At 60.6% G+C, this 25,256-nt stretch carries 25 protein-coding genes and 1 tRNA gene; 23 read left to right on the forward strand and 3 right to left on the reverse strand.

What is annotated here, in order from left to right; translation table 11 throughout:
* Positions 1-7: 7 nt before the first annotated feature.
* Together ACODSZ_RS09795 and pxpB are read right to left on the reverse strand one after the other, a co-directional pair.
* Positions 8-1,042 carry a 5-oxoprolinase subunit C family protein gene (locus ACODSZ_RS09795; RefSeq protein WP_008327644.1) on the reverse strand — a complete coding sequence of 345 codons (1,035 nt, stop codon included), beginning with the start codon at positions 1,040-1,042 and terminating at the stop codon, positions 8-10.
* Positions 1,039-1,692, reverse strand: a complete 654-nt coding sequence (pxpB, locus tag ACODSZ_RS09800; protein WP_241821159.1) for a 5-oxoprolinase subunit PxpB — start codon at positions 1,690-1,692, stop codon at positions 1,039-1,041. Before pxpB ends, ACODSZ_RS09795 begins: the two co-directional genes overlap by 4 nt.
* 195 nt (positions 1,693-1,887) lie before the next feature.
* On the opposite strand from pxpB, the gene ACODSZ_RS09805 reads away from it, so the two are divergent.
* The 21 genes from ACODSZ_RS09805 to ACODSZ_RS09905 all read left to right on the forward strand — a co-directional run bounded on the left by ACODSZ_RS09805 (position 1,888) and on the right by ACODSZ_RS09905 (position 21,191).
* Entirely contained in the window at positions 1,888-2,460 is a 573-nt protein-coding gene (locus ACODSZ_RS09805) for a winged helix DNA-binding protein (RefSeq protein WP_081486035.1), read from the forward strand.
* Positions 2,461-2,487: 27 nt separating this feature from the next.
* On the forward strand, positions 2,488-3,465 hold the full coding sequence (locus tag ACODSZ_RS09810; protein WP_175343241.1) for an NAD(P)H-quinone oxidoreductase: 978 nt from the start codon (positions 2,488-2,490) through the stop codon (positions 3,463-3,465).
* A 110-nt stretch (positions 3,466-3,575) separates the two neighbouring features.
* Positions 3,576-4,322 (forward strand): triose-phosphate isomerase, encoded by a 747-nt coding sequence (tpiA, locus tag ACODSZ_RS09815; protein WP_241821160.1) that lies wholly within the window; start codon positions 3,576-3,578, stop codon positions 4,320-4,322.
* 88 nt (positions 4,323-4,410) lie between these two features.
* Positions 4,411-4,785, forward strand: a complete 375-nt coding sequence (gene secG, locus ACODSZ_RS09820; RefSeq protein ID WP_081486037.1) for a preprotein translocase subunit SecG — start codon at positions 4,411-4,413, stop codon at positions 4,783-4,785.
* A 109-nt stretch (positions 4,786-4,894) separates the two neighbouring features.
* Positions 4,895-4,979, forward strand: a tRNA-Leu gene (locus tag ACODSZ_RS09825).
* Between the two features lie 119 nt (positions 4,980-5,098).
* Positions 5,099-5,458, forward strand: coding sequence for an NADH-quinone oxidoreductase subunit A (locus ACODSZ_RS09830; RefSeq protein ID WP_006712939.1), 360 nt, complete (start codon positions 5,099-5,101; stop codon positions 5,456-5,458).
* Positions 5,459-5,461: 3 nt separating this feature from the next.
* The gene (locus tag ACODSZ_RS09835; protein WP_006712940.1) at positions 5,462-5,938 is read left to right on the forward strand and encodes a NuoB/complex I 20 kDa subunit family protein; all 477 of its coding nucleotides are present in this window, start codon (positions 5,462-5,464) and stop codon (positions 5,936-5,938) included.
* 9 nt (positions 5,939-5,947) lie between these two features.
* Positions 5,948-6,544, forward strand: coding sequence for an NADH-quinone oxidoreductase subunit C (locus ACODSZ_RS09840; RefSeq protein WP_034330585.1), 597 nt, complete (start codon positions 5,948-5,950; stop codon positions 6,542-6,544).
* Positions 6,544-7,797, forward strand: a complete 1,254-nt coding sequence (locus ACODSZ_RS09845; RefSeq protein WP_175343243.1) for an NADH-quinone oxidoreductase subunit D — start codon at positions 6,544-6,546, stop codon at positions 7,795-7,797. Before ACODSZ_RS09840 ends, ACODSZ_RS09845 begins: the two co-directional genes overlap by 1 nt.
* A gap of 88 nt (positions 7,798-7,885) precedes the next feature.
* On the forward strand, positions 7,886-8,377 hold the full coding sequence (gene nuoE / locus ACODSZ_RS09850) for an NADH-quinone oxidoreductase subunit NuoE (protein ID WP_006712943.1): 492 nt from the start codon (positions 7,886-7,888) through the stop codon (positions 8,375-8,377).
* Positions 8,374-9,669: an NADH-quinone oxidoreductase subunit NuoF gene (gene nuoF, locus ACODSZ_RS09855; protein WP_008327658.1), complete on the forward strand. Its 1,296-nt coding sequence runs from the start codon at positions 8,374-8,376 to the stop codon at positions 9,667-9,669. Before nuoE ends, nuoF begins: the two co-directional genes overlap by 4 nt.
* A gap of 83 nt (positions 9,670-9,752) precedes the next feature.
* Positions 9,753-12,080 carry an NADH-quinone oxidoreductase subunit NuoG gene (gene nuoG, locus ACODSZ_RS09860; protein WP_488927495.1) on the forward strand — a complete coding sequence of 776 codons (2,328 nt, stop codon included), beginning with the start codon at positions 9,753-9,755 and terminating at the stop codon, positions 12,078-12,080.
* Between the two features lie 2 nt (positions 12,081-12,082).
* Positions 12,083-13,153 (forward strand): NADH-quinone oxidoreductase subunit NuoH, encoded by a 1,071-nt coding sequence (gene nuoH, locus ACODSZ_RS09865; protein ID WP_008327660.1) that lies wholly within the window; start codon positions 12,083-12,085, stop codon positions 13,151-13,153.
* 21 nt (positions 13,154-13,174) lie between these two features.
* Positions 13,175-13,663: an NADH-quinone oxidoreductase subunit NuoI gene (gene nuoI, locus ACODSZ_RS09870; protein WP_008327661.1), complete on the forward strand. Its 489-nt coding sequence runs from the start codon at positions 13,175-13,177 to the stop codon at positions 13,661-13,663.
* A gap of 140 nt (positions 13,664-13,803) precedes the next feature.
* Positions 13,804-14,466 carry an NADH-quinone oxidoreductase subunit J gene (locus ACODSZ_RS09875; RefSeq protein ID WP_034350155.1) on the forward strand — a complete coding sequence of 221 codons (663 nt, stop codon included), beginning with the start codon at positions 13,804-13,806 and terminating at the stop codon, positions 14,464-14,466.
* Positions 14,467-14,484: 18 nt separating this feature from the next.
* On the forward strand, positions 14,485-14,793 hold the full coding sequence (gene nuoK, locus ACODSZ_RS09880; RefSeq protein WP_006712949.1) for an NADH-quinone oxidoreductase subunit NuoK: 309 nt from the start codon (positions 14,485-14,487) through the stop codon (positions 14,791-14,793).
* Between the two features lie 114 nt (positions 14,794-14,907).
* Entirely contained in the window at positions 14,908-16,998 is a 2,091-nt protein-coding gene (gene nuoL, locus ACODSZ_RS09885) for an NADH-quinone oxidoreductase subunit L (RefSeq protein ID WP_008327675.1), read from the forward strand.
* 22 nt (positions 16,999-17,020) lie between these two features.
* Positions 17,021-18,511, forward strand: coding sequence for an NADH-quinone oxidoreductase subunit M (locus ACODSZ_RS09890; RefSeq protein ID WP_008327677.1), 1,491 nt, complete (start codon positions 17,021-17,023; stop codon positions 18,509-18,511).
* Between the two features lie 159 nt (positions 18,512-18,670).
* Positions 18,671-20,179: an NADH-quinone oxidoreductase subunit NuoN gene (gene nuoN, locus ACODSZ_RS09895; protein ID WP_034350156.1), complete on the forward strand. Its 1,509-nt coding sequence runs from the start codon at positions 18,671-18,673 to the stop codon at positions 20,177-20,179.
* A gap of 12 nt (positions 20,180-20,191) precedes the next feature.
* Positions 20,192-20,506 (forward strand): DUF2818 family protein, encoded by a 315-nt coding sequence (locus tag ACODSZ_RS09900; protein WP_175343245.1) that lies wholly within the window; start codon positions 20,192-20,194, stop codon positions 20,504-20,506.
* A 109-nt stretch (positions 20,507-20,615) separates the two neighbouring features.
* Positions 20,616-21,191 carry an NUDIX domain-containing protein gene (locus tag ACODSZ_RS09905; protein ID WP_008327682.1) on the forward strand — a complete coding sequence of 192 codons (576 nt, stop codon included), beginning with the start codon at positions 20,616-20,618 and terminating at the stop codon, positions 21,189-21,191.
* Positions 21,192-21,268: 77 nt separating this feature from the next.
* On the opposite strand, the gene ACODSZ_RS09910 is transcribed toward ACODSZ_RS09905, so the two are convergent.
* Positions 21,269-22,945 (reverse strand): electron transfer flavoprotein-ubiquinone oxidoreductase, encoded by a 1,677-nt coding sequence (locus ACODSZ_RS09910; RefSeq protein WP_488927496.1) that lies wholly within the window; start codon positions 22,943-22,945, stop codon positions 21,269-21,271.
* 442 nt (positions 22,946-23,387) lie between these two features.
* Between ACODSZ_RS09910 and ACODSZ_RS09915 the strand changes: the two genes are divergently transcribed.
* Together ACODSZ_RS09915 and ACODSZ_RS09920 are read left to right on the forward strand one after the other, a co-directional pair.
* Positions 23,388-23,813 carry an acyl-CoA thioesterase gene (locus ACODSZ_RS09915; protein ID WP_008327685.1) on the forward strand — a complete coding sequence of 142 codons (426 nt, stop codon included), beginning with the start codon at positions 23,388-23,390 and terminating at the stop codon, positions 23,811-23,813.
* 158 nt (positions 23,814-23,971) lie between these two features.
* Positions 23,972-25,123, forward strand: coding sequence for an ABC transporter substrate-binding protein (locus ACODSZ_RS09920; protein WP_175343247.1), 1,152 nt, complete (start codon positions 23,972-23,974; stop codon positions 25,121-25,123).
* Positions 25,124-25,256 lie beyond the last annotated feature (133 nt).

A 25,256-nucleotide genomic window follows, 5' to 3' on the forward strand; every position in this document is an offset into this window, starting at 1 on the left:
CGTTCCCTTATTTCTTGTAGAGCGTGGCGCGCGACCAGTCCAGTGCGGCGACCGTGGCGCGGATGGAATCGAGATAGCGTTGCTGTTCTTCGGCGGCGGCCAGGGCGTCGGCCATCTCGCAGGGCTCCAGCCGCAGCGTGGCGTTCAACGGGGCTTGCGCCAGCTTCCAGAGGTCGGCACCGATGATCACGCCGATCTTGGGGTAGCCGCCGGTAGTCTGGGCATCCCCCATCAGGATGATGGGTTGGCCCGAGGGTGGCACCTGGATCACGCCCGGCACCACGCCGTGGGAGAGCATGTCGCGACCTTGCTTGCGTTTGAGTTCGGGACCTTCGAGGCGATAACCCATGCGGTTGCTGTTGGGGGTGACGCGCCAGGTGTCGGACCACAGCGCTTCCCGCGAACTCTTGCTGAACTGTTCGAATTCGGGGCCGGGCAGCACGCGCAGCGTGACGTGCTGGCTGTGTTCATCGGCACGCAGGGCCAGGCCACTCCAGCGCGGGGAACGTACGCCGAAGGCGGGACCATGGACCGCGACAGAGGCAGCACTGGCGTCGCCGATGGGGAGCTTGTCGCCGCGCTTCAAGGCACGTCCCTGATGGCCGCCGAAGCCGGCCTTGAGGTCGGTGCTGCGCGAACCCAGGACCAGCGGCACATCGATGCCACCGGCGACGGCCAGGTAGGTGCGCATGCTGTGACGTGGCGCCTGCTCGGGTGAATCGGCTGCCGCCAGGCTGAGCTTGAGCACGCTGCCGGCACGCACCGGAATGCTCCAGCAGGCGGCGATGGGTTTGCCATCGAGGGTGGCACCGATGTCGTCGCCACCGAGGGCGATGCGGGTATCGCGAGTGAAGCGCAGCTCGGCCACGCCCATGGTGATTTCCAGTCCGGCCGCATCGACCGGATTGCCGACCAGCAGGTTGGCGCTGGCCAATGCCAGCGTATTGAGCGCGCCACCGGGATGGATGCCCAGGCTGCGATGGCCATAACGGCCCATGTCCTGCACCGAAGCCAGCATGCCGGGTTGGATGATGTCGATCATGAGGCCACGCGCTCCACGGTAAAGCGTACTCGGTCGCCGGGACGCAGCAGCGTCGGCGGTTGCTGGGAAGGATCGAAAAGCTGCAGGGCGGTGCGGCCGATGAGTTGCCAGCCGCCCGGCGAGGCCATCGGATAGATGCCGGTCTGCTCGCCGCCGATGCCCACCGATCCGGCCGGAATGCTCACGCGCGGCGTCGTGTGGCGCGGCGTGGCCAGGCTGGTGTCGAGCCCGCCCATGTAGGCGAAGCCGGGCAGGAAGCCCAGGAAATACACCACGTACTCGGCATTGCTGTGGCGCTCGATGACCTCCCCGGTCGACAGGCCGGTGTGACGGGCCACGTTGTCCAGGTCAGGGCCGACGTTGCCGCCGTAGACCACGGGGATCTCGACCGTGCGGCCTTCGCTGCCTGCGCTGGCGAGCCGGGGCCAGGTCTTCAGGATGCGCTCGCTCAGCGTGTCCAGGTCGGCGACGGGTCGCCGGGTGATTAGCGTCAGGTTGTTCATGCCTGGCACGACTTCGCTGACTTCTTCCCATTCACTGGCCAGTGCGGCCAGGGCCCAGATGCGTTGCTGCTGGGGCAGGGTGGCAGGGGACGGCAAACTGCAGAGCAGTGCGCGGTCGCCCAAGGGGTGGAGCTGGGGTGGCTGCATGTGTCTCTCGCCTCGCCGGTGATTTTGTTGAGAACCCGCCGATGCCGCTGTCGGGGTCAAGGTGCGTCTGGTGATGCCCTGCTTTTTTGCGGATATTACATTTCAAAGAAAATATAAACAATATGTCGATAAATTATTTATTTAATCTTTGCGCTATAGTGTTGCCATTCTGTCGTCCTGACCCCTACGCTTCCCATGAGCCAAGAGAACAACGAGACCTCTGTCTCCCTTCCGCCCGATGTGCAGGCCGCCGCCGAGGCGCCGCGCCCGACCAAGATCGTGTCTTCGCAGCACCTGGTCTCCGAGCGCAGCGCCGAACTGTCCGAACTGGAATACGCCCTCATCATGGCCAGCAATGCCTTCAATCGCTGGATGGTGCGCTGCATGGCGGCTGCGGGAGCCAAGGACATGACGGCCATCGAGGTGTCCTTGCTGCATCACGTCAATCACCGCGATCGCAAGAAAAAACTGGCCGATATCTGCTTCGTATTGAACGTCGAGGACACCCACGTGGTCACCTATGCCTTGAAGAAGCTGGTGAAGGCCGGCTACGTGAAGAGCGAGAAGGCCGGCAAGGAACTGCTGTTCTCGACCACCCCGGCGGGGCAGGCGCTGTGCATGAAGTATCGTGAGGTGCGCGAGCGCTGCCTGATCGAGGTGCAGGTCGAAAGCGGCATCCCCAACCAGGCCATCGGCGAGGCGGCGCAATTGTTGCGCAATGCGTCCGGGCTGTATGACACGGCGGCACGGGCGGCGGCTTCGCTTTGAGACATAGATAACTGAAGGATAGGACAGATGCGCGCAATCGAGATCAAGGAATTTGGCGGCCCCGAGGTACTGCAGGCCTGTGAACGGCCCGTGCCTGAGCTCAAGGCGGGGGAAATACTCATCAAGGTGCATGCGGCGGGCGTGAATCGTCCGGACGTATTCCAGCGTATCGGCAACTATCCGGTGCCGCCGGGCGCCTCGGACCTGCCGGGCCTGGAAGTGGCAGGCGAAATCGTGGCGGGTGAGCTGGGTGAGAGCGGCTTCAGGCTGGGTGACCTGGTCTGTGCGCTGGTGCAGGGTGGCGGTTATGCGGAGTTCTGTGCCGCGCCGCTGGCCCAGTGCCTGCCGGTGCCCAAGGGTTTGAGCGCGCTGGAGGCCGCAGCCTTGCCGGAAAATTACTTCACGGTGTGGAGCAACGTCTTCGACCGGGGACAACTGTCAGGTGAACAATCCTTGTTGGTGCAGGGCGGCTCTTCGGGCATCGGCGTGACGGCCATCCAGATCGCCCGTGCGCTGGGCCATCGCGTGTTCGCCACGGCGGGCAGTGCCGACAAGTGTCGCGCATGTGAAGAATTGGGCGCGGAACGGGCCATCAATTACAAAACCGAGCAGTTCGAGGATGTGGTCAAGGAATTGACTGGTGGCCGGGGTGTGGACGTGATCCTGGACATGGTCGGCGGCAATTACCTGCCGCGCGAGATCAAGGCCCTGGCCGACGATGGCCGCCTGGTCTTCATCGCCCAACTGGGCGGCAGCAAGGGCGAGCTCGACATGGGGCAGGTCATGCGTCGTCGCCTGACCATCACCGGGTCGACCCTGCGCCCGCGCCCGGTGGCGTTCAAGGCGGCGATCGCGGCCAACCTGCGGCAACACGTGTGGCCCCTGATCGAGGCTGGCAAGATCAAGCCGGTCATTCACCACCGTTTCCCGCTGGAACAGGCGGCACAGGCGCATGCCATGATGGAATCGAGCACCCACATCGGCAAGATCATGCTGGAACTGTGATTCGGCAGGCGCGCGGAGCCGGGCGGGACAGTCCGGCTTTGCGCCAAGCGGCCGTACCGGATACAATGCGAGGTTATCCAAATTGACACCCATCTCGTAGAACTCAGCCTATGCGTCGCAAACTCGTAGCCGGTAACTGGAAAATGAACGGCAGCCTGGCTGCCAATGCGGCCCTGGTGGCTGGTATCAAGGAAGGTCTGCCGGCCGAGGTCTGCGACGTCGCCGTGTGTGTGCCGGCGCCTTATCTGGCGCAGGTGCAGGGCGCGGTGGCTGGTTCGGCCGTGGCGCTGGGGGCGCAGGACATGTCCGCGCACGCTTCTGGTGCCTTTACCGGTGAGGTGTCGGCAGCGATGCTGCAGGAATTCGGTGTGCAATATGTCATTCTGGGCCACTCCGAGCGTCGCGCCTATCACGGCGAGAGCGATGCGGCGGTGGCGGCCAAGACCGTGGCAGCATTGAAGGCCGGCCTTGTGCCGGTGGTCTGCGTGGGGGAAACGCTGGAACAGCGCGAAGCCGGACAGACCAATGAAATCGTGGGTGGTCAGCTCGATGCGGTGCTGACGGCCCTGGCTGTCGAGGATGCTGCGCGCATCGTCGTGGCCTACGAGCCGGTCTGGGCGATTGGTACCGGCAAGACGGCCACGCCGGAAATGGCGCAGGAAGTGCATGCGATGCTGCGTGCGCGTCTCGGCGCCAAGAGCGCGGAAGCGGCGGCCAAGGTGCGTATCCTGTACGGCGGCAGCATGAAGCCGGACAATGCGGAGCAGTTGCTGGCGATGGCCGACATCGATGGTGGTCTGATCGGTGGTGCGGCATTGAAGGCGGCGGATTTCCTGGCCATCATCAAGGCGGCCTGAAGTGGAGTAAGGGGTTTGTCAGTTGCGGAGGCGATACTTTGACGCAGATGCAGCAGGCGATTGAAACATCAAGAGTGGACTTGTTTAAATGAATACTTTGTTTTTGGTTGTGGTTGTAGTTCAGGTGCTGGCAGCGCTGGCGATCATCGGTCTGGTCTTGCTGCAGCACGGCAAGGGTGCTGACATGGGGGCGGCTTTCGGTTCTGGTGCCTCGGGCAGTCTTTTCGGTGCGACCGGCTCGTCGAACTTCCTGTCGAAGTCGACGGCGGTGGCCGCAGGTATTTTCTTCGTGGCGACCCTGGGTCTGACCTTCATCGGCAATCATCACGTGGCACAAAGCGGCAGTGTGATGGATAATCTGCAAGTTCCGGCGGCCCCGGCCCAGCAGGCAGCGCCTGCAGCGCCCGCCGCACCGGCTGATGCAGGCAAGCCGGGTGACCAGTCGAATCAGATCCCGAAATAAGCTTTTGCTGATTCTGAAATAATCGAAGAATTAAGTAGGAAGAATCTTTCTTTTTCGCTGATTGTGCATTGAACAAGAGTAACAAATGAAGGTACAATAGCAGCTTCAAGCCGACGTGGTGAAATTGGTAGACACGCTATCTTGAGGGGGTAGTGGCGAAAGCTGTACGAGTTCGAGTCTCGTCGTCGGCACCATAGAAATGAAATGAAAAGCCAGCGAAGGTCCTAGTGCCTGAGCTGGCTTTTTGTCGAGGAAGTTTCTGATTGATATTGAGAATCATTCCCATCGATAAACCAACGCATAGCGGCCAATCGTGAACCTCGAAAATTACTTCCCAGTCCTCCTGTTTATTCTTGTTGGCATCGGCGTCGGTGTCGCTCCCCAGCTCCTCGGTCGTCTTCTTGGTCCGCACAAGCCGGACGCTCAAAAAACTTCTCCTTACGAATGCGGCTTTGAAGCATTCGAAGATGCGCGCATGAAATTCGATGTGCGCTACTACCTGATCGCCATCCTGTTCATCCTGTTTGATCTGGAAACCGCCTTCTTCTTCCCTTGGGGCGTGTCCATGCGTGAGCTGGGCTGGCAAGGTTTCGTCACGATGATGGTCTTCATCGCTGAATTTGTTGTCGGATTTTGGTACATCTGGAAAAAGGGTGCCCTGGATTGGGAGTAAGCCATGTCTATTGAAGGCGTATTGAATGAGGGGTTTGTTACCACCTCGCTGGATAAGGTAATCAACTGGACCCGTACCGGATCCCTGTGGCCCATGACCTTCGGTCTGGCGTGCTGCGCAGTTGAAATGATGCACGTCGGTGCCTCGCGTTACGACCTCGACCGCTTCGGTGCGGTGTTCCGTCCGTCGCCGCGCCAGTCCGACCTGATGATCGTGGCTGGTACCCTGTGCAACAAGATGGCGCCGGCGCTGCGCAAGGTCTACGACCAGATGCCGGAACCGCGCTGGGTGATCTCCATGGGCTCCTGTGCCAATGGCGGTGGCTATTACCACTATTCGTACTCGGTGGTGCGTGGCTGCGATCGCATCGTGCCGGTCGACGTGTATGTGCCGGGTTGCCCGCCGACGGCTGAGGCGCTGCTGTACGGCGTGATCCAGCTGCAGAACAAGATCAAGCGCACCAACACCATCGCGCGCTAAGAGGGCAGTATGACGACAAAATTGGAAACTCTCGAAGCCGCCCTGCGTAATGCGCTTGGAGGGTATCTTCAGAACCTGACCGTGGCCCTCGGTGAAGTCACCGTGGTGGTCAAGGCCGCTGACTACCTGTCGGCCATGCGCGTGCTGCGCGACCATGCCGACACCCGTTTCGAGCAATTGCTGGACCTGTGCGGCGTGGACTACTCCACCTATGGCGACGGTGCCTGGGACGGTCCGCGCTTTGCCGTGGTGTCGCACCTGATGTCGATCTCGCACAACTGGCGTGTGCGTGTGCGCGTGTTCGCACCGGATGACGACCTGCCCATCGTGGCGTCGGTCGACCCGATCTGGAATTCGGCTGGCTGGTATGAGCGTGAAGCGTTTGACTTCTACGGCATCCTCTTCGACGGTCACCCCGACCTGCGCCGCATCCTCACCGACTATGGCTTCATTGGCCACCCGTTCCGCAAGGACTTCCCGGTGTCCGGCTATGTCGAAATGCGTTACGACGCCGAACAGAAACGCGTCATCTATCAACCCGTAACGATCGAGCCGCGCGAAATCACCCCGCGCATCATTCGTGAAGAAAACTACGGGATCAAATAATGGCAGAGATCAAAAACTATACGCTGAACTTCGGTCCTCAGCACCCGGCCGCGCACGGTGTGCTGCGCCTTGTGCTGGAGCTGGACGGTGAAGTCATCCAGCGCGCCGATCCCCACATCGGTCTGCTGCACCGTGGTACCGAAAAGCTGGCTGAACAAAAGACCTTCCTGCAATCCGTGCCTTACATGGATCGTCTGGACTACGTCTCGATGATGAGCAACGAGCACGGTTACGTGCTGGCCATCGAGCGTCTGCTGGGTCTGGAAGTGCCGCTGCGCGCGCAGTACATCCGCGTGATGTTCGATGAAATCACCCGCCTGCTGAACCACCTGATGTGGATCGGCGCGCACGCGCTGGACGTGGGTGCGATGGGCGTGCTGCTGTATGCCTTCCGTGAACGCGAAGACCTGTTCGACTGCTATGAAGCTGTCTCGGGTGCCCGCATGCACGCGGCCTACTATCGTCCGGGTGGCGTCTATCGCGACCTGCCGGACAGCATGCCGCAGTACAAGGCTTCCATCGTGCGCAACGAGAAGGCCATCCGCGAACTGAACGAAAACCGTCAGGGCTCGCTGCTGGACTTTATCGAAGACTTCACCAATCGTTTCCCGACCTATGTCGATGAATACGAAACCCTGCTGACCGACAATCGCATCTGGAAGCAACGTCTGGTGGGCGTGGGCGTGGTTTCGCCGGAACGTGCACTGCAGATGGGCTTCTCCGGCCCCATGTTGCGCGGTTCGGGCATCGCCTGGGACTTGCGCAAGAAGCAGCCGTATGAAGTGTATGACCTGCTGGACTTCGATATCCCCATCGGCAAGAACGGTGACTGCTACGACCGTTACCTCGTGCGCGTGGCCGAAATGCGCCAGTCCAACCGCATCATCAAGCAGTGCGTGGAGTGGCTGCGCAACAATCCGGGTCCGGTCATTACGGACAACCACAAGATTGCGCCTCCCAAACGTGCGGACATGAAGTCCAACATGGAAGACCTGATCCACCACTTCAAGCTGTTCACCGAAGGCTTCCGCGTGCCTGCCGGCGAGGCGTATGCTGCCGTCGAGCACCCCAAGGGTGAATTCGGTATCTACCTGGTCTCCGACGGTGCCAACAAGCCGTACCGCCTGAAGATCCGTGCCCCGGGCTTTGCCCACCTGCAAGCCCTGAACGAAATGGCCAAGGGCCACATGATTGCCGACGCGGTCACCATCATTGGTACGCAAGACATCGTGTTCGGGGAAATCGACCGATAAGTCGAAGAGCAATAGTCAAGGCGGGCTTCTCAGGAAGCCCGTCAAGTTTGGGGAATATCCAATAACCGCGCAGATCTGATGCGCATGGATGGCCAACGATATGCTGTTAAGTCAAGAAGCCCTTAAGAAAATCGATCGCGAACTCGCGAAATACCCGGCGGACCAGCGCCAGTCTGCGGTCATGTCCGCGCTGCGCATCGCCCAGGTGGAACATGGCTGGCTGCCGGCCGAGCTGCAGCAGGAAATTGCCGACTACATCGGCATGCCCGCCGTGGCCGTGCAGGAAGTCGCGACCTTCTACAACATGTTCAACACCAGCCCGGTGGGCAAGCACAAGATCACCGTGTGCACCAACCTGCCGTGTCTGCTGTCGGGTGGCGAGCGCGCCGCCCATCACCTGAAGCACAAGCTGGGCATCGATTATCGCGAAACCACGGCCGATGGCCAGTTCACGCTGATGGAAGGTGAATGTATGGGCGCTTGCGGCGACGCACCGGTCATGCTGGTCAACAACCATCAAATGTGCAGCTGGATGTCCAACGAAAAGATCGACGCGCTGCTGGAGGAACTGAAGAAATGACCTGCCTGCACGACCGCCACATCAAACCGCTGATCCTCGCCGACTTGAATGGCGAGAACTGGCATCTCGAGGATTACGTCAAGCGCGGCGGCTACGATTCGCTCAAGCGCATCCTCAACGAGAAGATCACTCCGGAACAAGTCATCGCCGACCTCAAGGCCTCGGGCCTGCGTGGCCGCGGTGGTGCGGGTTTTCCGACCGGCCTGAAGTGGAGCTTCATGCCGCGCCAGTTCCCGGGCCAGAAATACCTCGTCTGCAATACAGATGAAGGTGAGCCGGGTACTTTCAAGGACCGTGACATCATTCGTTACAATCCGCACGCGCTGATCGAAGGCATGATCATCGGCGGCTATGCCATGGGCATCACGGTCGGCTACAACTACATCCACGGTGAAATCTTCGCCGAGTACGAGCGTTTCGAAGAAGCCCTGGAAGAAGCCCGTGCGGCCGGCTTCCTGGGTGACAACATCCTCGGCACCGGTTTCAGCTTCCAGCTGCATGCGCACCATGGTTACGGCGCCTACATCTGCGGCGAAGAAACCGCGTTGCTGGAGTCGCTGGAAGGCAAGAAGGGCCAGCCGCGCTTCAAGCCGCCGTTCCCGGCCAGCTTCGGTCTGTACGGCAAGCCGACCACCATCAACAATACCGAGACCTTCGCCGCCGTGCCCTTCATCTTCAAGGTGGGCCCGCAGGCCTACGCCGAGATGGGCAAGCCCAACAACGGCGGCACCAAGATCTTCTCGATCTCGGGCGACGTCGAGCGTCCGGGCAACTACGAGATCCCGCTGGGCACGCCGTTCTCCACCTTGCTGGAACTGGCCGGCGGCATGCGCGGCGGCAAGAAGATCAAGGCCGTCATCCCGGGTGGTTCGTCCGCACCGGTGATCCGTGGCGACGTCATGATGGACACCACCATGGACTACGACGCCATCGCCAAGGCCGGCTCGATGCTGGGTTCGGGCGCGGTGATCGTGATGGACGAGACGCGCTGCATGGTCAAGTCGCTGCTGCGCCTGTCCTACTTCTACTATGAAGAATCCTGCGGCCAGTGCACGCCGTGCCGCGAAGGCACCGGCTGGATGTACCGCATGGTGGAGCGTATCGAAAACGGTCACGGCAAGATGGAAGATCTGGACGTGCTCAATTCGGTGGCCGACAACATCCAGGGGCGCACCATCTGTGCGCTTGGTGATGCAGCGGCGATGCCGGTACGCGCGTTCGTGAAGAATTTCCGCGAAGAGTTCGAATACCACATCGAGCACAAACACTGCCTGGTTCCGGCTTACATCTGAACAGGGCAGGGGATGCCGCGCGGGATGCGATAAGCCTTCCGCCGGCATCGTTGGCAAAGAATATTTAGCTTGGGCAAACAGCCATGGTTGAAATCGAAATAGACGGCAAGAAGGTTGAAGTGCAAGAAGGCAGCATGGTCATGGACGCTGCCAACAAGATCGGCACGTACATCCCTCACTTCTGCTATCACAAGAAACTGTCCATCGCGGCCAACTGCCGCATGTGCTTAGTCGAGGTCGAAAAGGCCCCGAAGCCGCTGCCTGCCTGCGCCACGCCGGTCAACAACGGCATGATCGTGCGCACCGCCAGCGACAAGGCCGTCAAGGCCCAGAAGGGCGTGATGGAATTCCTCCTGATCAACCACCCGCTGGATTGCCCCATCTGCGACCAGGGCGGTGAGTGCCAGCTGCAGGATCTGGCCGTCGGTTACGGCGGTTCTTCCTCGCGCTACCAGGAAGAAAAGCGTGTCGTGGAGCCCAAGGACGTCGGTCCGCTGATCTCCATGAAGGAAATGAACCGCTGCATCCACTGCACCCGCTGCGTGCGCTTCGGCCAGGAAGTGGCCGGCGTGATGGAGCTGGGCATGCTGGGTCGCGGTGAACATTCCGAGATCACCACCTTCGTCGGCAAGACCGTGGACTCCGAACTGTCGGGCAACATGATCGACCTGTGCCCGGTCGGTGCCCTGACCTCCAAGCCGTTCCGCTACAGCGCCCGTACCTGGGAACTGTCGCGCCGCAAGTCGGTGAGCCCGCACGACAGCGTTGGTGCCAACCTGATCGTCCAGGTCAAGAATGGCAAGGTCATGCGCGTGCTGCCCTTCGAAAACGAAGAAGTCAACGAGTGCTGGATCTCCGACAAGGACCGTTTCGCCTACGAAGCGCTGGACAGCGCCGAGCGTCTGACCAAGCCGATGTTGAAGCAAGACGGCAAGTGGCAGGAAGTGGACTGGCAGACCGCGCTGGAATACGTCGCCCATGGCCTGCGCAACATCCGTCACGAACATGGTGCCGACGCCATCGCCGCGCTGGGTACCCCGTACTCCACCCTGGAAGAACTGAGCCTGCTGCAGAAGCTGGTACGCGGCGTCGGTTCGGATAACGTCGACTTCCGTCTGCGTCAGTCCGACTTCGGTCTGGATGGCCAGATCAAGCCGTGGCTGGGCATGTCCATCGTCGAATTCTCGCAGTTGAACCGCGTCTTTGTGATCGGTTCCTTCCTGCGCAAGGATCATCCGCTGCTGTCGGCGCGCCTGCGCCAGTCGGTCAAGAGCGGTGCCAAGCTCAGCGTCCTGCATGCCACCGACGACGATCTGCTCATGCCGGTCGCCAACAAGATCATCGCCGCTCCCTCGGCATGGCTGTCCGCATTGGCCGAAGTGGCCGTGGCCGTGGCGGAAGCCAAGGGCGTGGCTGCTCCCGCCGTCTACGCTGGCGTGGTGGCATCGGACGCTGCCAAGGCAACTGCTGCCAGCCTGCTGTCGGGCGAAGGCCGTGGCGTGTTCCTGGGCAATGCTGCCGTCCAGCACCCGCAAGCTGCGCAGCTGCATGCTGCCGCACAGTGGATCGCTGAACAAACCGGCGCCAAGCTGGGTGTGCTGACCGATGGCGGCAACGCCGTCGGCGGCTACCTGGCCAACGCCGTGCCGACCCCCGGCAAGGGCGCCAACGCCGCTGCCGTGTTCGCACAGCCGCGCAAGGCTTACCTGCTGTTGAACGCCGAGCCGGAACTGGACAGCTACGATGCGCAAGCCGCTCGTGCCGCCCTGAACCAGGCCGAGATGGTCGTGGTGATGTCCGCTTTCAAGCATGGAGCCGACTACGCCGACGTGCTGCTGCCGATCGCACCCTTCACCGAAACTGCCGGTACCTTCGTCAATGCCGAAGGCCGTGCACAGAGCTTCAACGGTACCGTCAAGCCGGCCGGCGATGCACGTCCGGGCTGGAAGGTCCTGCGTGTGCTGGGCAATCTGCTGGAACTGGAAAATTTCGACTACGAAACCGCCGAGTCCATCCGCGACGAACTGCTGGGCAAGGAAACCGACCTGTCGGCGCGCCTGAACAACATCGCCAGCGTGCAAGCGCAAGCTGTGCAAGCTGCCGCCGGTGGCGTGGAGCGCGTGGCTGACGTGCCCATCTACTTCGCCGACGCCATTGCACGCCGTTCGCCGCCGCTGCTGGAAACCCGCGACGGCCAGGCGCCCAAGGCATGGCTCTCGGCTGCGCTGGCCGCCAAGCTGGGCGTGGCCGAAGGCGACCAGGTCAAGGTCAAGCAAGGCTCGGGCAGCGTTGCGCTGACCGCCGCCATCGATAAGAAACTGCCGGAAAACGTGGTTCGCGTCGCTTCTGCGCACGCCTCCACCGCTGCACTGGGCGGCATGTTTGGCGCAATCGTCGTGGAGAAAGCGTAAAAATGGATCACCTGATCGCCCAAATCAACAACGTGGGACCGGCCCTGCTGGGTCCGACCCTGTTCACGCTGGTGTGGACTCTGGTCAAGATCCTGGTGGTGATGGTGCCGCTGCTGCTGTGCGTGGCCTACATGACCTACTGGGAGCGCAAGCTGATCGGCTGGATGCACGTGCGTCTGGGCCCCAACCGTGTGGGTCCGGCCGGCCTGTTGCAGCCCATCGCTGACGCCGTCAAGCTGATCTTCAAGGAAATCTCGACCCCGTCCAAGGCCAACAAGGCGCTGTTCTACCTGGCCCCGGTGATGACCATCATGCCGGCGCTGGCCGCCTGGGCGGTGGTGCCGTTCTCGCCGGAACACGTGCTGGCCAACGTCAACGCGGGCCTCTTGTACCTGATGGCCATTACCTCGATGGAAGTCTACGGCATCATCATCGCCGGCTGGGCCTCCAACTCGAAGTACGCCTTCCTGGGTGCCATGCGCGCCTCGGCGCAGATGGTGTCTTACGAAATCTCCATGGGCTTCTGCCTGGTGGTGGTACTGATGGTCACCGGCAGTCTGAACATGACCGATATCGTGCTGGCCCAGACCAAGGGTCAATTTGCCGGCATGGGTCTGAACTTCCTGTCCTGGAACTGGCTGCCGCTGCTGCCGATCTTCGTGATCTACTTCGTCTCCGGCGTGGCCGAGACCAATCGTCACCCGTTCGACGTCGTGGAAGGCGAATCCGAAATCGTGGCCGGTCACATGATCGAATACTCGGGCATGTCCTTCGCCATGTTCTTCCTGGCCGAATACGCCGCGATGATCCTGATTTCGATCTTGACCGCACTGCTGTTCTTCGGCGGCTGGTCGGCACCGCTGGCAGCGCTGGACTTCATTCCGGGCTGGATCTGGCTGGGCTTGAAGACCTTCTTCTTCCTGTCGCTGTACGTGTGGATCCGCGCATCGTTCCCGCGCTATCGCTATGACCAGATCATGCGTCTGGGCTGGAAAGTGTTCATCCCGCTGACCCTGGTGTGGCTGGTGGTCGTGGCGATCTGGATCCAGTCGCCCTGGAATATCTGGAAATAAGTTGGAAGGCTGAGGCTAAAAATGGAAGCTATTAAGGATTTTTTCGGCAGCCTGATGCTCCGCGAACTGTTCAAGGGCCTGGCCCTGACCGGTCGCTACCTGTTCAAGCGCAAGATCACCGTGCAGTTCCCCGAGGAAAAGACGCCGATGTCGCCGCGTTTCCGCGGCCTGCATGCGCTGCGCCGTTATCCCAACGGTGAAGAACGCTGCATCGCCTGCAAGCTGTGCGAAGCGGTCTGCCCGGCGATGGCCATCACCATCGAATCCGAGCAGCGTGAAGACGGTACCCGTCGCACCAGCCGCTACGACATCGACCTGACCAAGTGCATCTTCTGCGGTTTCTGCGAAGAGTCCTGCCCGGTCGACTCGATCGTTGAAACGCACATCCTGGAATACCACGGTGAAAAGCGGGGCGACCTGTACTACACCAAGGAAATGCTGCTGGCAGTGGGTGACCGTTACGAAAACGAAATCGCCGCTGCGCGCGCAGCCGACGCCGCCTACCGTTGATCGGTGCTGCCGGGTGGCCCTGTATTGCGGGGCAGCCGGGCAGGGTGGTGCGGGGCTTGCGGCAATGTGTTGGATGTATTGCGATGGATGGCGTGCTTGCGCTGCCCGTGCTGATTGAATGAACCAACTTCTGGTTGATTATGGAATTTAAAACTGTCTTGTTCTACGTGTTCGCGGTGCTGGTGGTAATCTCCGCCGTTCGCGTCATCACGGCCCGCAACCCGGTGCATGCGGCGCTCTTCCTGGTGCTGTCGTTCTTCTCGGCGGCCGGCCTCTGGATGCTGCTCAAGGCCGAGTTCCTGGCCATCGTGCTGGTGTTGGTCTACGTCGGCGCGGTGATGGTGCTGTTCCTGTTCGTGGTGATGATGCTCGATATCAACATGGACAAGCTGCGTGAAGGCTTCTGGGGCTACTTCCCGCTGGCCGCTACCATCGGCGTGGTCATCGTGCTGGAAATGGCGGCGGTGCTGCTCAACAGCTTCTGGGTCGCCGAGTCGCAGGTTCCTGCTGCCTCCGACACGCTGGGTCAGACCAAGCCGCTGGGCAAGCTGATCTTCACCCAATACGTGTACGGTTTCGAAATCGCGGCCGTGATCCTGCTGGTGGCCATCGTCGCTGCGGTCGCGCTGACATTGCGCAAGCGCAAGGACAGCAAGTACTTCGACCCGGCCCAGGCCGTCAAGGTCAAGGCATCGGATCGTGTGCGCCTGGTCAGCATGAAGGCCGAATCCACCCGCAACGAGCAGCCCGCCGATGGCGCCGCTGCTGCGGCCGACAAGCCGGCCGCTGGTCAACAATCTTAAGAAGGGCGCACAAGAATCATGGCAATCACGCTCTCCCACTACCTGATCATCGGCGCGATCCTGTTCGCGATCTCGATCGTCGGCATTTTCCTGAACCGCAAGAACATCATCGTTCTGTTGATGGCCATCGAACTGATGCTGCTTGCGGTCAACATGAACTTCATTGCTTTCTCGCATTACCTCGGTGACGCGGGCGGACAGATCTTCGTGTTCTTCATCCTGACCGTGGCTGCGGCTGAGTCCGCCATCGGTCTGGCGATTCTGGTGGTGCTGTTCCGTAACCTGGATACCATCAACGTGGAAGACCTCGACAGCCTCAAGGGCTGAGTCGGCATCCGCAGCGTCCTGTTTTTGCGTTCTGGTTTGAATTTCATTTAAAGATGGGAGGCCCCCTTGCAGCAGTGCTGCAGGCGGGGCAGCCAATAAGCGATAAGGTTCATCATGGCTGGGCAACTTAACCCACATCTTCTTCTTGCTGTACCCCTGGCGCCGCTGGCAGGCTCGGCCATTGCCGGTCTGCTGGGTACCAAATTCTTCGGCAACGTGGTTGGCCGCAAGGTGTCGCATACCGCGACCATCCTGGGCGTGCTGATCGCCGCCATCATCTCCATCCAGACCCTGCTTGCAGTGCTGGACGGCGCCACCTACAACGGTACGCTGTACAACTGGATGACGGTGGCAGGCCTGAAGCTGGAGATCGGCTTCATGGTCGACAGCCTGACCGCGATGATGATGTGCGTGGTGACCTTCGTCTCCTTGATGGTGCACATCTACACCATCGGCTACATGGCTGAAGATGAGGGCTACAACCGCTTCTTCTCCTACATCTCGCTGTTCACCTTCTCCATGCTCATGCTGGTCATGAGCAACAACTTCCTGCAGCTGTTCTTCGGCTGGGAAGCGGTGGGCCTGGTGTCCTATCTGCTGATCGGTTTCTGGTATACCCGTCCGACCGCGATCAAGGCCAACATGAAGGCCTTCCTGGTCAACCGCGTCGGTGACTTCGGCTTCATCCTGGGGATTGGCCTGCTGCTGGCTTACGCCGGTTCGATGAACTACACCGAAGTCTTCGCCAAGCGCGCCGAGCTGGCCCAGCTGACCCTGCCGGGTACCGACTGGATGCTGCTGACCGTGGCGTGTATCTGCCTCTTCGTGGGCGCCATGGGCAAGTCTGCGCAGTTCCCGCTGCACGTCTGGCTGCCGGACTCGATGGAAGGCCCGACCCCGATTTCCGCGCTGATCCACGCCGCCACCATGGTGACGGCCGGTATCTTTATGGTCACCCGCATGTCGCCGCTGTTCGAACTGTCCGACACCGCGCTGTCCTTCATCCTGGTGATCGGTGCCATCACGGCGCTGTTCATGGGCTTCCTGGGCACCATGCAGAACGACATCAAGCGCGTGGTCGCATACTCCACGCTGTCGCAGCTGGGTTACATGACCGTCGCACTGGGTGCCTCGGCCTACTCGGTGGCCGTGTTCCACCTGATGACCCACGCCTTCTTCAAGGCGCTGCTGTTCCTGGGTGCCGGCTCGGTCATCATCGGCATGCACCACGATCAGGACATGCGCAACATGGGCGGCCTGCGCAAGTACATGCCCATCACCTGGATCACCTCGCTGCTGGGTTCGCTGGCCTTGATCGGCACACCGTTCTTCTCGGGCTTCTATTCCAAGGATTCGATCATCGAAGCCGCGGCCGAGTCGCACCTGCCGGGTTCGGGCTTTGCCTACTTCGCCGTGCTGGCCAGTGTGTTCGTGACCGCCTTCTACTCCTTCCGCATGTATTTCATGGTCTTCCATGGCAAGGAGCGTTTCGGCCAGGCCCACGGCCATGATGATCACCACGCCCCCGCTGCGGCGCACGGCGTGCATGACGACCATGCGCACGATGCCCATGACGATCACGGTCACGACGACCATCATCACGGCCTGGCTCCGGGTCAGAAGCCGCACGAGTCGCCGCTGGTGGTGACACTGCCGCTGATCCTGCTGGCCATTCCCTCGGTCATCGTCGGTTTCTTCGCGATCTCGCCGATGCTGTATGGCGACTTCTTCAAGGGTGTGATCTTCTTCGGCGAAAACCACAAGGTCATGGAAGAGCTGGCCCACGAATACCACGGCCCGGTCGCCATGGTGCTGCATGCCTTCACCAGCGCGCCGCTGTGGCTGGCCATCTCCGGTGTGGTCGTGGCGTACTACTGCTACATGATCAACCCGCGTGTACCAGCCTGGTTCAAGGAAAAGTTCAGCATCATCTACACCATCCTGGACAACAAGTACTACATGGACAAGTTCAACGAAGTTGTCTTCGCCGGCGGTGCCCGCCTGCTGGGCAGCGGACTGTCCACCGTGGGCGACCGTGGCATCATCGACGGCCTGTTCGTCAACGGCAGCGCCAAGGTCGTCGGCTGGTTCTCGAAATTCACGCGTCTCTGGCAGTCCGGTTACATCTATCACTATGCGTTCGTGATGATCATCGGGGTGCTGGGTTTCCTGGTGTGGTTCATGCCGTTCCCGTTCGCCAAATAAGCTGTCCGAGTAAATAACAACCATGATGCAGTCAACATTTCCCATCTTGAGCCTCGCGATCTGGGTACCGATCGTCTTCGGCATCCTCGTCCTGGCACTGGGCCGCGACAGCAATCCGGGCCTGACCCGCTGGCTGGCGTTGTTCGGTTCGCTGGTCGGCCTGGTCGTTACTTTCCCGCTGATCCAGCATTTCGATCCGCTGGCGCACGGTTACCAGTTCGTCGAAAAGACGCCCTGGATTGACCGCTTCAGCATCAGCTACTTCCTGGGCCTGGACGGCATCTCGCTGTGGTTCGTGCCGCTGACCGCCTTCATCACGGTCATCGTGGTGCTGGCCGGCTGGGTGGTGATCCAGAAGCGCGTGGCCCAGTACATGGGTGCCTTCCTGATCCTCTCCGGCATCATGATCGGCGTGTTCTCCTCGCTGGATGCGATGCTGTTCTACGCCTTCTTCGAAGCGACCCTGATCCCGATGTTCATCATCGTGGGCGTCTGGGGTGGCGACAACCGCGTGTACGCAGCCTTCAAGCTGTTCCTGTACACGCTGTTGGGTTCGCTGCTGATGCTCATCGCCCTGATCTACCTGTACTACGTGTCGGGCGGCAGCTTCGAGATTCCGACCTGGCATCAGGTGCCGTTGTCGATGCTGGAACAGAAGATCCTGTTCTTCGCCTTCCTGGCTGCCTTCGCCGTGAAGGTGCCGATGTGGCCGGTGCACACCTGGCTGCCTGACGCCCACGTGCAGGCGCCCACCGGTGGCTCCATCGTGCTGGCGGCGATCATGCTCAAGCTGGGTGCCTACGGTTTCCTGCGCTTCTCGCTGCCGATCCTGCCGGACGCCAGCCATGCGCTGTCGGGCTTCATGATCTTCCTGTCACTGGTGGCCGTGATCTACATCGGTCTGGTGGCCCTGGTCCAACAGGATATGAAGAAACTGGTCGCCTATTCGTCGATCGCCCACATGGGCTTCGTGACCCTGGGCTTCTTCATGTTCAACGACATGGCCCTGCAGGGCGGTATCGTGCAGATGATTTCGCACGGCTTCGTGTCCGGTGCGATGTTCATGTGTATCGGCGTGCTGTATGACCAGATGCACACCCGTGAGATTTCCCAGTACGGCGGTGTGGTCAACAAGATGCCGCGCTTTGCCTTCTTCTTCATCCTGTTCTCGCTGGCCAACTGCGGCCTGCCGGCCACTTCCGGTTTCGTTGGCGAATTCATGGTGATTCTGGGTGCGGTGAAGTTCAATTTCTGGATTGGTCTGTTGGCCGCTACCGCTCTGATCCTGGGCGCGGCGTACTCGCTGTGGCTGGCCAAGCGCGTCATCTTCGGTGCCGTGAGCAACCATCACGTGGCCGAGCTGGTGGATGTGAATTCCCGCGAATTCCTCATCCTGGGCCTGCTGGCGATCGCTACCCTGGTCATGGGTATCTATCCCGGCATCATCACCGACAGCATCCAGACCTCGGTGACCGACCTGCTGAAGCATGTGGCGGTCTCCAAGATCAACTGATCTGCGCAGTCTAGAGAAGTGAAGGGCGGGGCGCTCGCGTCCCGCCGATAACCAAGCTGGGCAACAACGAGTAACGAGACGAGCCGGTGTGGCATTGCCGGTCGGGCGGCGCGATCAAGGTCGCGACACAAGCGGGCGTACACAAGCGGTAGTAACTAAATGAATAACATGAATCTGATCCCTGTCTATCCGGAAATATTTCTGCTGATCGCGACCTCCGCGATCCTGCTGATCGATATGTTCCTGCCGGAAAGCAAGCGCGTCATCACCTATCTGCTGTCCCTGGCGGCGCTGGTGGTATGTGCGGTACTGAGCTTTGCAGACCTCAATACGGGCGCCACGGTCTACACGTTCAACAACATGTTCGTGTCCGATCCGCTGTCGAACCTGTTGAAGCTGTTCACCTACCTGGGGGTGGGCGTCACGCTCATCTACTCGCGCCAGTACAACACCGCGCGCGGCATCACCGGCGGCATGTTGGGCGGTGAATACTATGCCCTGGCGCTGTTCGCGCTGCTGGGCCAGATGGTCATGATTTCCGGCAACAGCTTCCTGTCGATCTATCTTGGTCTGGAACTGATGTCGCTGTCGCTGTATGCCCTGGTGGCGCTGCGTCGTGATCACGCCGCTTCCACCGAAGCCGGCATGAAGTACTTCATCCTGGGTGCGCTGGCTTCCGGCTTCCTGCTCTACGGCATGTCCATGCTGTACGGCGCGACCGGCGGTGCGCTGGAATTGAACGAGGTCTTCCGCGCCATCGTCTCCGGTACCGTGGACCGTACCCCGCTGGTGTTCGGCATCGTGTTCGTGGTGGCTGGCCTGGCCTTCAAGCTGGGTGCCGTGCCCTTCCACATGTGGGTACCTGACGTCTACCAAGGCTCGCCCACTCCGGTGACCCTGCTGCTGGGTGCCGCTCCGAAGCTGGCGACCTTTGCCATCACCTTCCGTCTGCTGGTCGAAGGCATGCTGCCGCTGGCCGTGGACTGGCAGCAGATGCTGATGGTGCTGGCCGTGCTGTCCATCATCCTGGGCAACGTGACCGCCATCGCACAGACCAACATCAAGCGCATGCTGGCCTACTCGACCATCTCGCACATGGGCTTCATGTTGCTGGGCATGATGTCGGGCGTGGTCGATGGCAACCTGTTCTCGGCCGTCAACGCCTACAGTTCTTCGCTGTTCTATGCGGTGACCTACGTGATCACCACCCTGGGTTCCTTCGGCGTCATCATCCTGCTGTCGCGTTCTGGCTTCGAAGCCGATACCCTGGAGGACTTCAAGGGTCTGAACCAGCGTAGCCCCTGGTTTGCGGCCGTGATGATGATCATGATGTTCTCGCTGGCCGGTATTCCGCCGCTGGTGGGCTTCTATGCCAAGCTCTCGGTGTTGCAGGCCGCCATGGCTACGGGGCAGATCTGGCTGCCGGTGCTGGCCGTGATCTTCTCGCTCATCGGTGCTTTCTATTACATCCGCGTGGTCAAGGTGATGTACTTCGATGAGCCCACCGATACCAGCAAGATCGTCGCCACGCCGGAAATGCGCGTCGTGTTGAGCCTGAACGGCATTGCTGCCCTGGCCATCGGCCTGTGGCCGGGACATCTGATGGATGCCTGCACCAATGCCATCGTCAGCACCCTGGCGACCTTCCTCAGCAAGGTCGTGGCGTAAGGAGGCAGGGAAATGAACGTTTCCCTGTTCAGCTGGATCGTGATCCTGTTGGCCGCCCTGGCGGCCAATTTGCCTTTCTTCAACCAGCAACTCTTTGGCCTGATTCCCTTGAAGAAGGAGGCGGCCTGGGTCAAGCCGATCTGGCTGCGCCTGGTGGAACTGCTGGTGCTGTATTTCGTCGTCGGCGTGGTCGCGCATCTGCTCGAAGGCGGCATCGGCAACGTCTTTTCGCAGGGCTGGGAATTCTATGCCGTCACTGCTTGTCTTTTCCTGGTACTGGCCTATCCGGGCTACGTGATGCGCTATCTGCGCAAGCAGCACGCCTGAAACGCTCTGCAAGAGGCGCCGGTCAGTGACTGGCGCCTTTTTTCTGGTGTCTGTCCCCTCGCGGCGGCCAGTCGTTCTTCCTCTTCAACTCCACTCCCTCGCTCACATCATGGACGCTCATCTCAAAGAGACGCAGAAAGACACTCGCCAGGTCTACGACGGCCATTTCCTGAAGGTCCAGAAGGACACCATCGTGCTCCCCGATGGCAAGCAATCCACGCGTGAATATATCAAGCACCCTGGTGCTGTAACGGTGCTGCCGCTGTTCGATGATGGTCGTGTGCTGATGGAACGGCAGTTCCGCTACCCGCTGGACCGCGTCTTCATCGAATTTCCGGCCGGGAAGATCGACCCGGGCGAAGATACTCTGGACTGCGCCAAGCGTGAACTGAAGGAAGAAACAGGGTATACCGCGACCGAATGGCAATATGTCTGCACCATCCACAACGCCATCGCCTATTCGGATGAACATCTGGTGCTGTACCTGGCGCGCGGCCTGAGCGAAGGGGAGCGTGAACTGGACGAGGGTGAATTCCTCGACATCTACAAGGCGCCGCTGGCCGAGCTGCTGGAACAGGTGCGCAATGGCCAGATTACCGATGTGAAGACCGTGATCGGAGTCTTCTGGCTGGAGAAGATCGTCAACGGCAGCTGGACACCGCCGGAGCGTCCGGCAGGCGTCTGAGAGCAGGGCTGGTCCAATGAAAAAGCCGCATCCCGTGACGGAGGCGGCTTTTGTTTTTCGCGGCGGGGCAGGATATCTTACATGCCCGAGTAGTTCGGCCCGCCGCCGCCTTCCGGCGTCACCCAGACGATATTCTGTGTCGGATCCTTGATGTCGCAGGTCTTGCAGTGCACGCAGTTCTGCGCATTGATCTGCAGGCGGTCGGAATTGTCCTCGTTCTTCACGAATTCATAGACACCTGCCGGGCAATAGCGCGATTCCGGGCCCGCGTACTTGGCCAGGTTCACTTGCACCGGAACGTTCTTGTCCTTCAGCGTCAGGTGCGCGGGCTGGTCTTCACCGTGGTTGGTATTGGAGATGAAGACTGAAGACAGGCGGTCGAAGGTCAGCTTGCCGTCCGGCTTCGGATAGGTGATCGGTGCGAAGTCCGAAGCCGGGCGCAGGCATTCGTGGTCGGCGTGGGTATGGCGCAGGGTCCATGGCGCCTTGCCACCGAAGAGCACCTGGTCGATACCGACCAGCAGGGTGCCGGTGATCAGGCCCTTGCTCATCGAGGGCTTGAAGTTGCGCGCCTTGTGCAGTTCTTCCTTCAGCCAGGAAGCCTCGAAGGCTGCCGGGTAAGCCGCCAGCTCGTCGGACTGGCGATTCTCGCCCAGCGCCGTGAAGGCGGCGTCTGCGGCCAGCATGCCGCTCTTGATCGCGGCATGGCTGCCCTTGATGCGCGAGGCATTGAGGAAGCCCGCATCGCAACCCAGCAAGGCACCGCCAGGGAAGACCAGCTTGGGCAGCGATTGCACGCCACCCGCAGTAATGGCACGCGCGCCATAGGAGATGCGCTTGCCGCCTTCGAAGAACTTGCGGATCTCCGGATGCGTCTTGTAGCGCTGAAATTCCTCGAACGGCGAGAGATACGGATTCTGGTAGGCCAGTCCCACGACGTAACCGACGGCGACCTGGTTGTTCTCCAAGTGATACAGGAAGGAACCGCCGTAAGTGTCATTGGCCAGCGGCCAGCCGGCGGTGTGAACCACCAGGCCGGGCTGGTGCACTTCGGGCTTCACTTCCCACAGTTCCTTGATGCCGATGGCATAGGTCTGGGGATCACGGCCGGCATCGAGCTTGTACCTGGCGATGAGCTGCTTGCCCAGGTGGCCGCGCGCACCTTCGGCGAAGAAGGTGTATTTCGCATGCAGTTCCATGCCCAGCTGGAAATCACCGGTCGGTTCGCCTTCCTTGTTGATGCCCATGTTGCCGGTGGCCACGCCCTTGACCGAACCATCCTCGTGATACAGCACCTCGGCGGCCGGGAAGCCGGGGAAGATCTCCACGCCCAGTGCCTCGGCCTGCTGGCCCAGCCAGCGGGTGACATTGGACAGCGAGATGACGTAGTTGCCATGGTTCTGGAAACAGGTCGGCAGCAACCAGTTCGGGGTCTTGTAGGCCTTGGTCTCGGAGAGGAACAGGAAGCGGTCCTCGCTGACCGGCGTATTCAGGGGTGCACCTTGCTCCTTCCAGTCAGGAATCAGCTCGGTCAGCGCGCGCGGGTCCATTACCGCGCCGGAGAGGATGTGGGCGCCGACTTCGCTGCCTTTTTCCAGCACGCAGACCGACACTTCCCGGTTCTGTTGCGCAGCCAGCTGCTTGAGGCGAATCGCCGCCGACAGGCCGGCAGGGCCGCCGCCGACGATGACCACGTCATATTCCATCGATTCGCGAGGGCCGTATTGTGCGAGCAAGTCTTGAGAAGAAGTCATGGGTGTCCCGTGTTATGTGAACTGCCTGTTTTTCGAACGATCGTGCTATTGTTAAGTATTTTTCGAAGGAACGCTAGAGGGAATGGCGATTTCGCCGCCATTTTTATTCAGCTTCTGGCGTTTATGTCTGAAACAATGCACGCAAACGGCGTCCCGTGTCGGCAGCAGCCTTCAGCAGAGACCGATCCGGAGGGTTTTCCGCAGGTGCCGTATTTTATGGGATTTTTCCGACCGGGCTCATGCCTGATTGGATCGAGTTGATCCGTCATTGCCAGCTTGCATCAGGTGAATGCCCGGCCGTTAGCGAGTGCATGACTCCGTAATGACGCAGAAAACGCGCGGTGATGAGGGATGCCACTGCGTCGTAAATGCGACAGCTCCGGCATGTCGCGCATGAAAAAAATTACATTCATTGATGAATCAAACCGGGAAAGGACCCACGATGAGCAGTCACGAAGCCGCCGCAACGAAGCCCTTGTATGTCTCGCAGCAACGCATCCGCTGGGGCGACATGGATGCCTTCGGCCACGTCAACAACACCCTCTATTTCCGCTTCATGGAGCAGTGTCGCATCGAGTGGCTGGAAGAGGTCTTCGGGCCCACCATTGCGGGCGAGCAAGGACCGGTGATCGTCAACGCCCACTGCAATTTCCGGCGCCAGATGAAGTATCCCGCCAGCATCGTCGTGGAGATGGGCGCAGGTCATCTGGGACGCACGAGTGTGGAAACTACGTATATCATCCGCGACGCCGCCGATGAGCAGATCATTTATGCTGACGGTGCTGCAAAAATCGTCTGGGTCGATTTCAAGAAAGAGAAATCCACTGCACTGCCTGACCAGCTGCGACAGCTCCTGACAAGCTTGTAAGTTTGGCGCAAGGAAACTGGGACAGAATCGGCCCCGACACTCCCGCAAGGATTCGCCGCAGAGCGAAGGGAGAGCGGAGAATTCGTTCACACGGAGCGATTTTCAAAAGCGCTACGCTCGCTTGCGTGCTAGCCAACAATTACATTCTGGAGGATGACATGAGCTACAAGACCCAAACCTTTGTTGCCGCGGCCCTGATGAGCCTGGCCCTGACTTCGCAGGCGGCCGATCCGATCAAGATCGGCGTTTCCGGCCCCTATACCGGCGGCTCTGCCCCGATGGGCGTGTCCATGCGTGACGGCGTCAAGCTGGCCGTGGCCGAGATCAACGCTGCAGGCGGCCTGCTGGGGCGCCAGATCCAGCTGGTCGAGCGCGATGACGAAGCCAAGAACGAACGTGGCGTGCAGATCGCACAGGAACTGATCAACAAGGAAAAGGTGGTCGCCACCGTCGGCTTCATCAACACCGGCGTGGCCCTGGCCTCGCAGCGCTTCTACCAGGAAGCCAAGATTCCGGTGATCAACAACGTGGCCACCGGCACCGTGATTACCAAGCAGTTCGAGAAGGATAAGGACAACTACATCTTCCGCACCTCGGCCGCTGACAAGATCCAGGCCAAGATGATCGCTGACGAAGCGGTCGACAAGCAGAAGTTCACCAAGGTTGCCATCCTGGCTGACTCCACCAACTACGGCCAGCTCGGTCGCGAAGACCTGGAAAAGGTGCTCACTGAAAAGAAGATCACCCCGGTGGCCGTGGAGAAGTACAACATCAAGGACGTGGACATGACGGCTCAGCTGCTCAAGTCCAAGCAAGGTGGCGCTCAGGCCGTGCTGACCTACGGCATCGGCCCGGAACTGGCTCAGATCGCCAACGGTATGGAAAAGCTGAACTGGCACGTGCCCATCATCGGCAGCTGGCCGCTGTCGATGGGCAACTTCATCGACAACTCCGGCAAGAACGGCAATGGCGCCCGCATGCCGCAGACCTTCATCCAGGACGGCAGCACCCCCAAGCGCAAGGCCTTCATCGAGGCCTACCAGAAGGCCTACAAGGTTGACCGCATGCCCTCGGCCGTCTCGGCTGCCCAAGGCTACGATTCCATCTTGCTGCTGGCTGCCGCCATCAAGCAGGCTGGCACCACCGATGGCGACAAGGTCCGCGCTGCGCTGGAAAACCTCAACACCAAGGTCGAAGGCGTGGTTACCACCTATGACAAGCCGTTCACCCACACCGATCACGAAGCCATCAAGCCTTCCATGGTCGTGATGGGCGAGGTCAAGAACGGCCGCGTCATCCTCGGCAAATAAGAATCGACTCGCTTCACGCACAGTAGTCGAAGAGGCCAGTCCTTGCGATCCGGGGGCTGGCCTTTTTTACACGATCTGTTGACGATCTTTTAACGGCGCCGGTCACGGCTGCCGCAGGATCGTTGCAGCTCTA

The sequence above is a fragment of the Herbaspirillum sp. FG34 genome, from assembly GCF_057809315.1.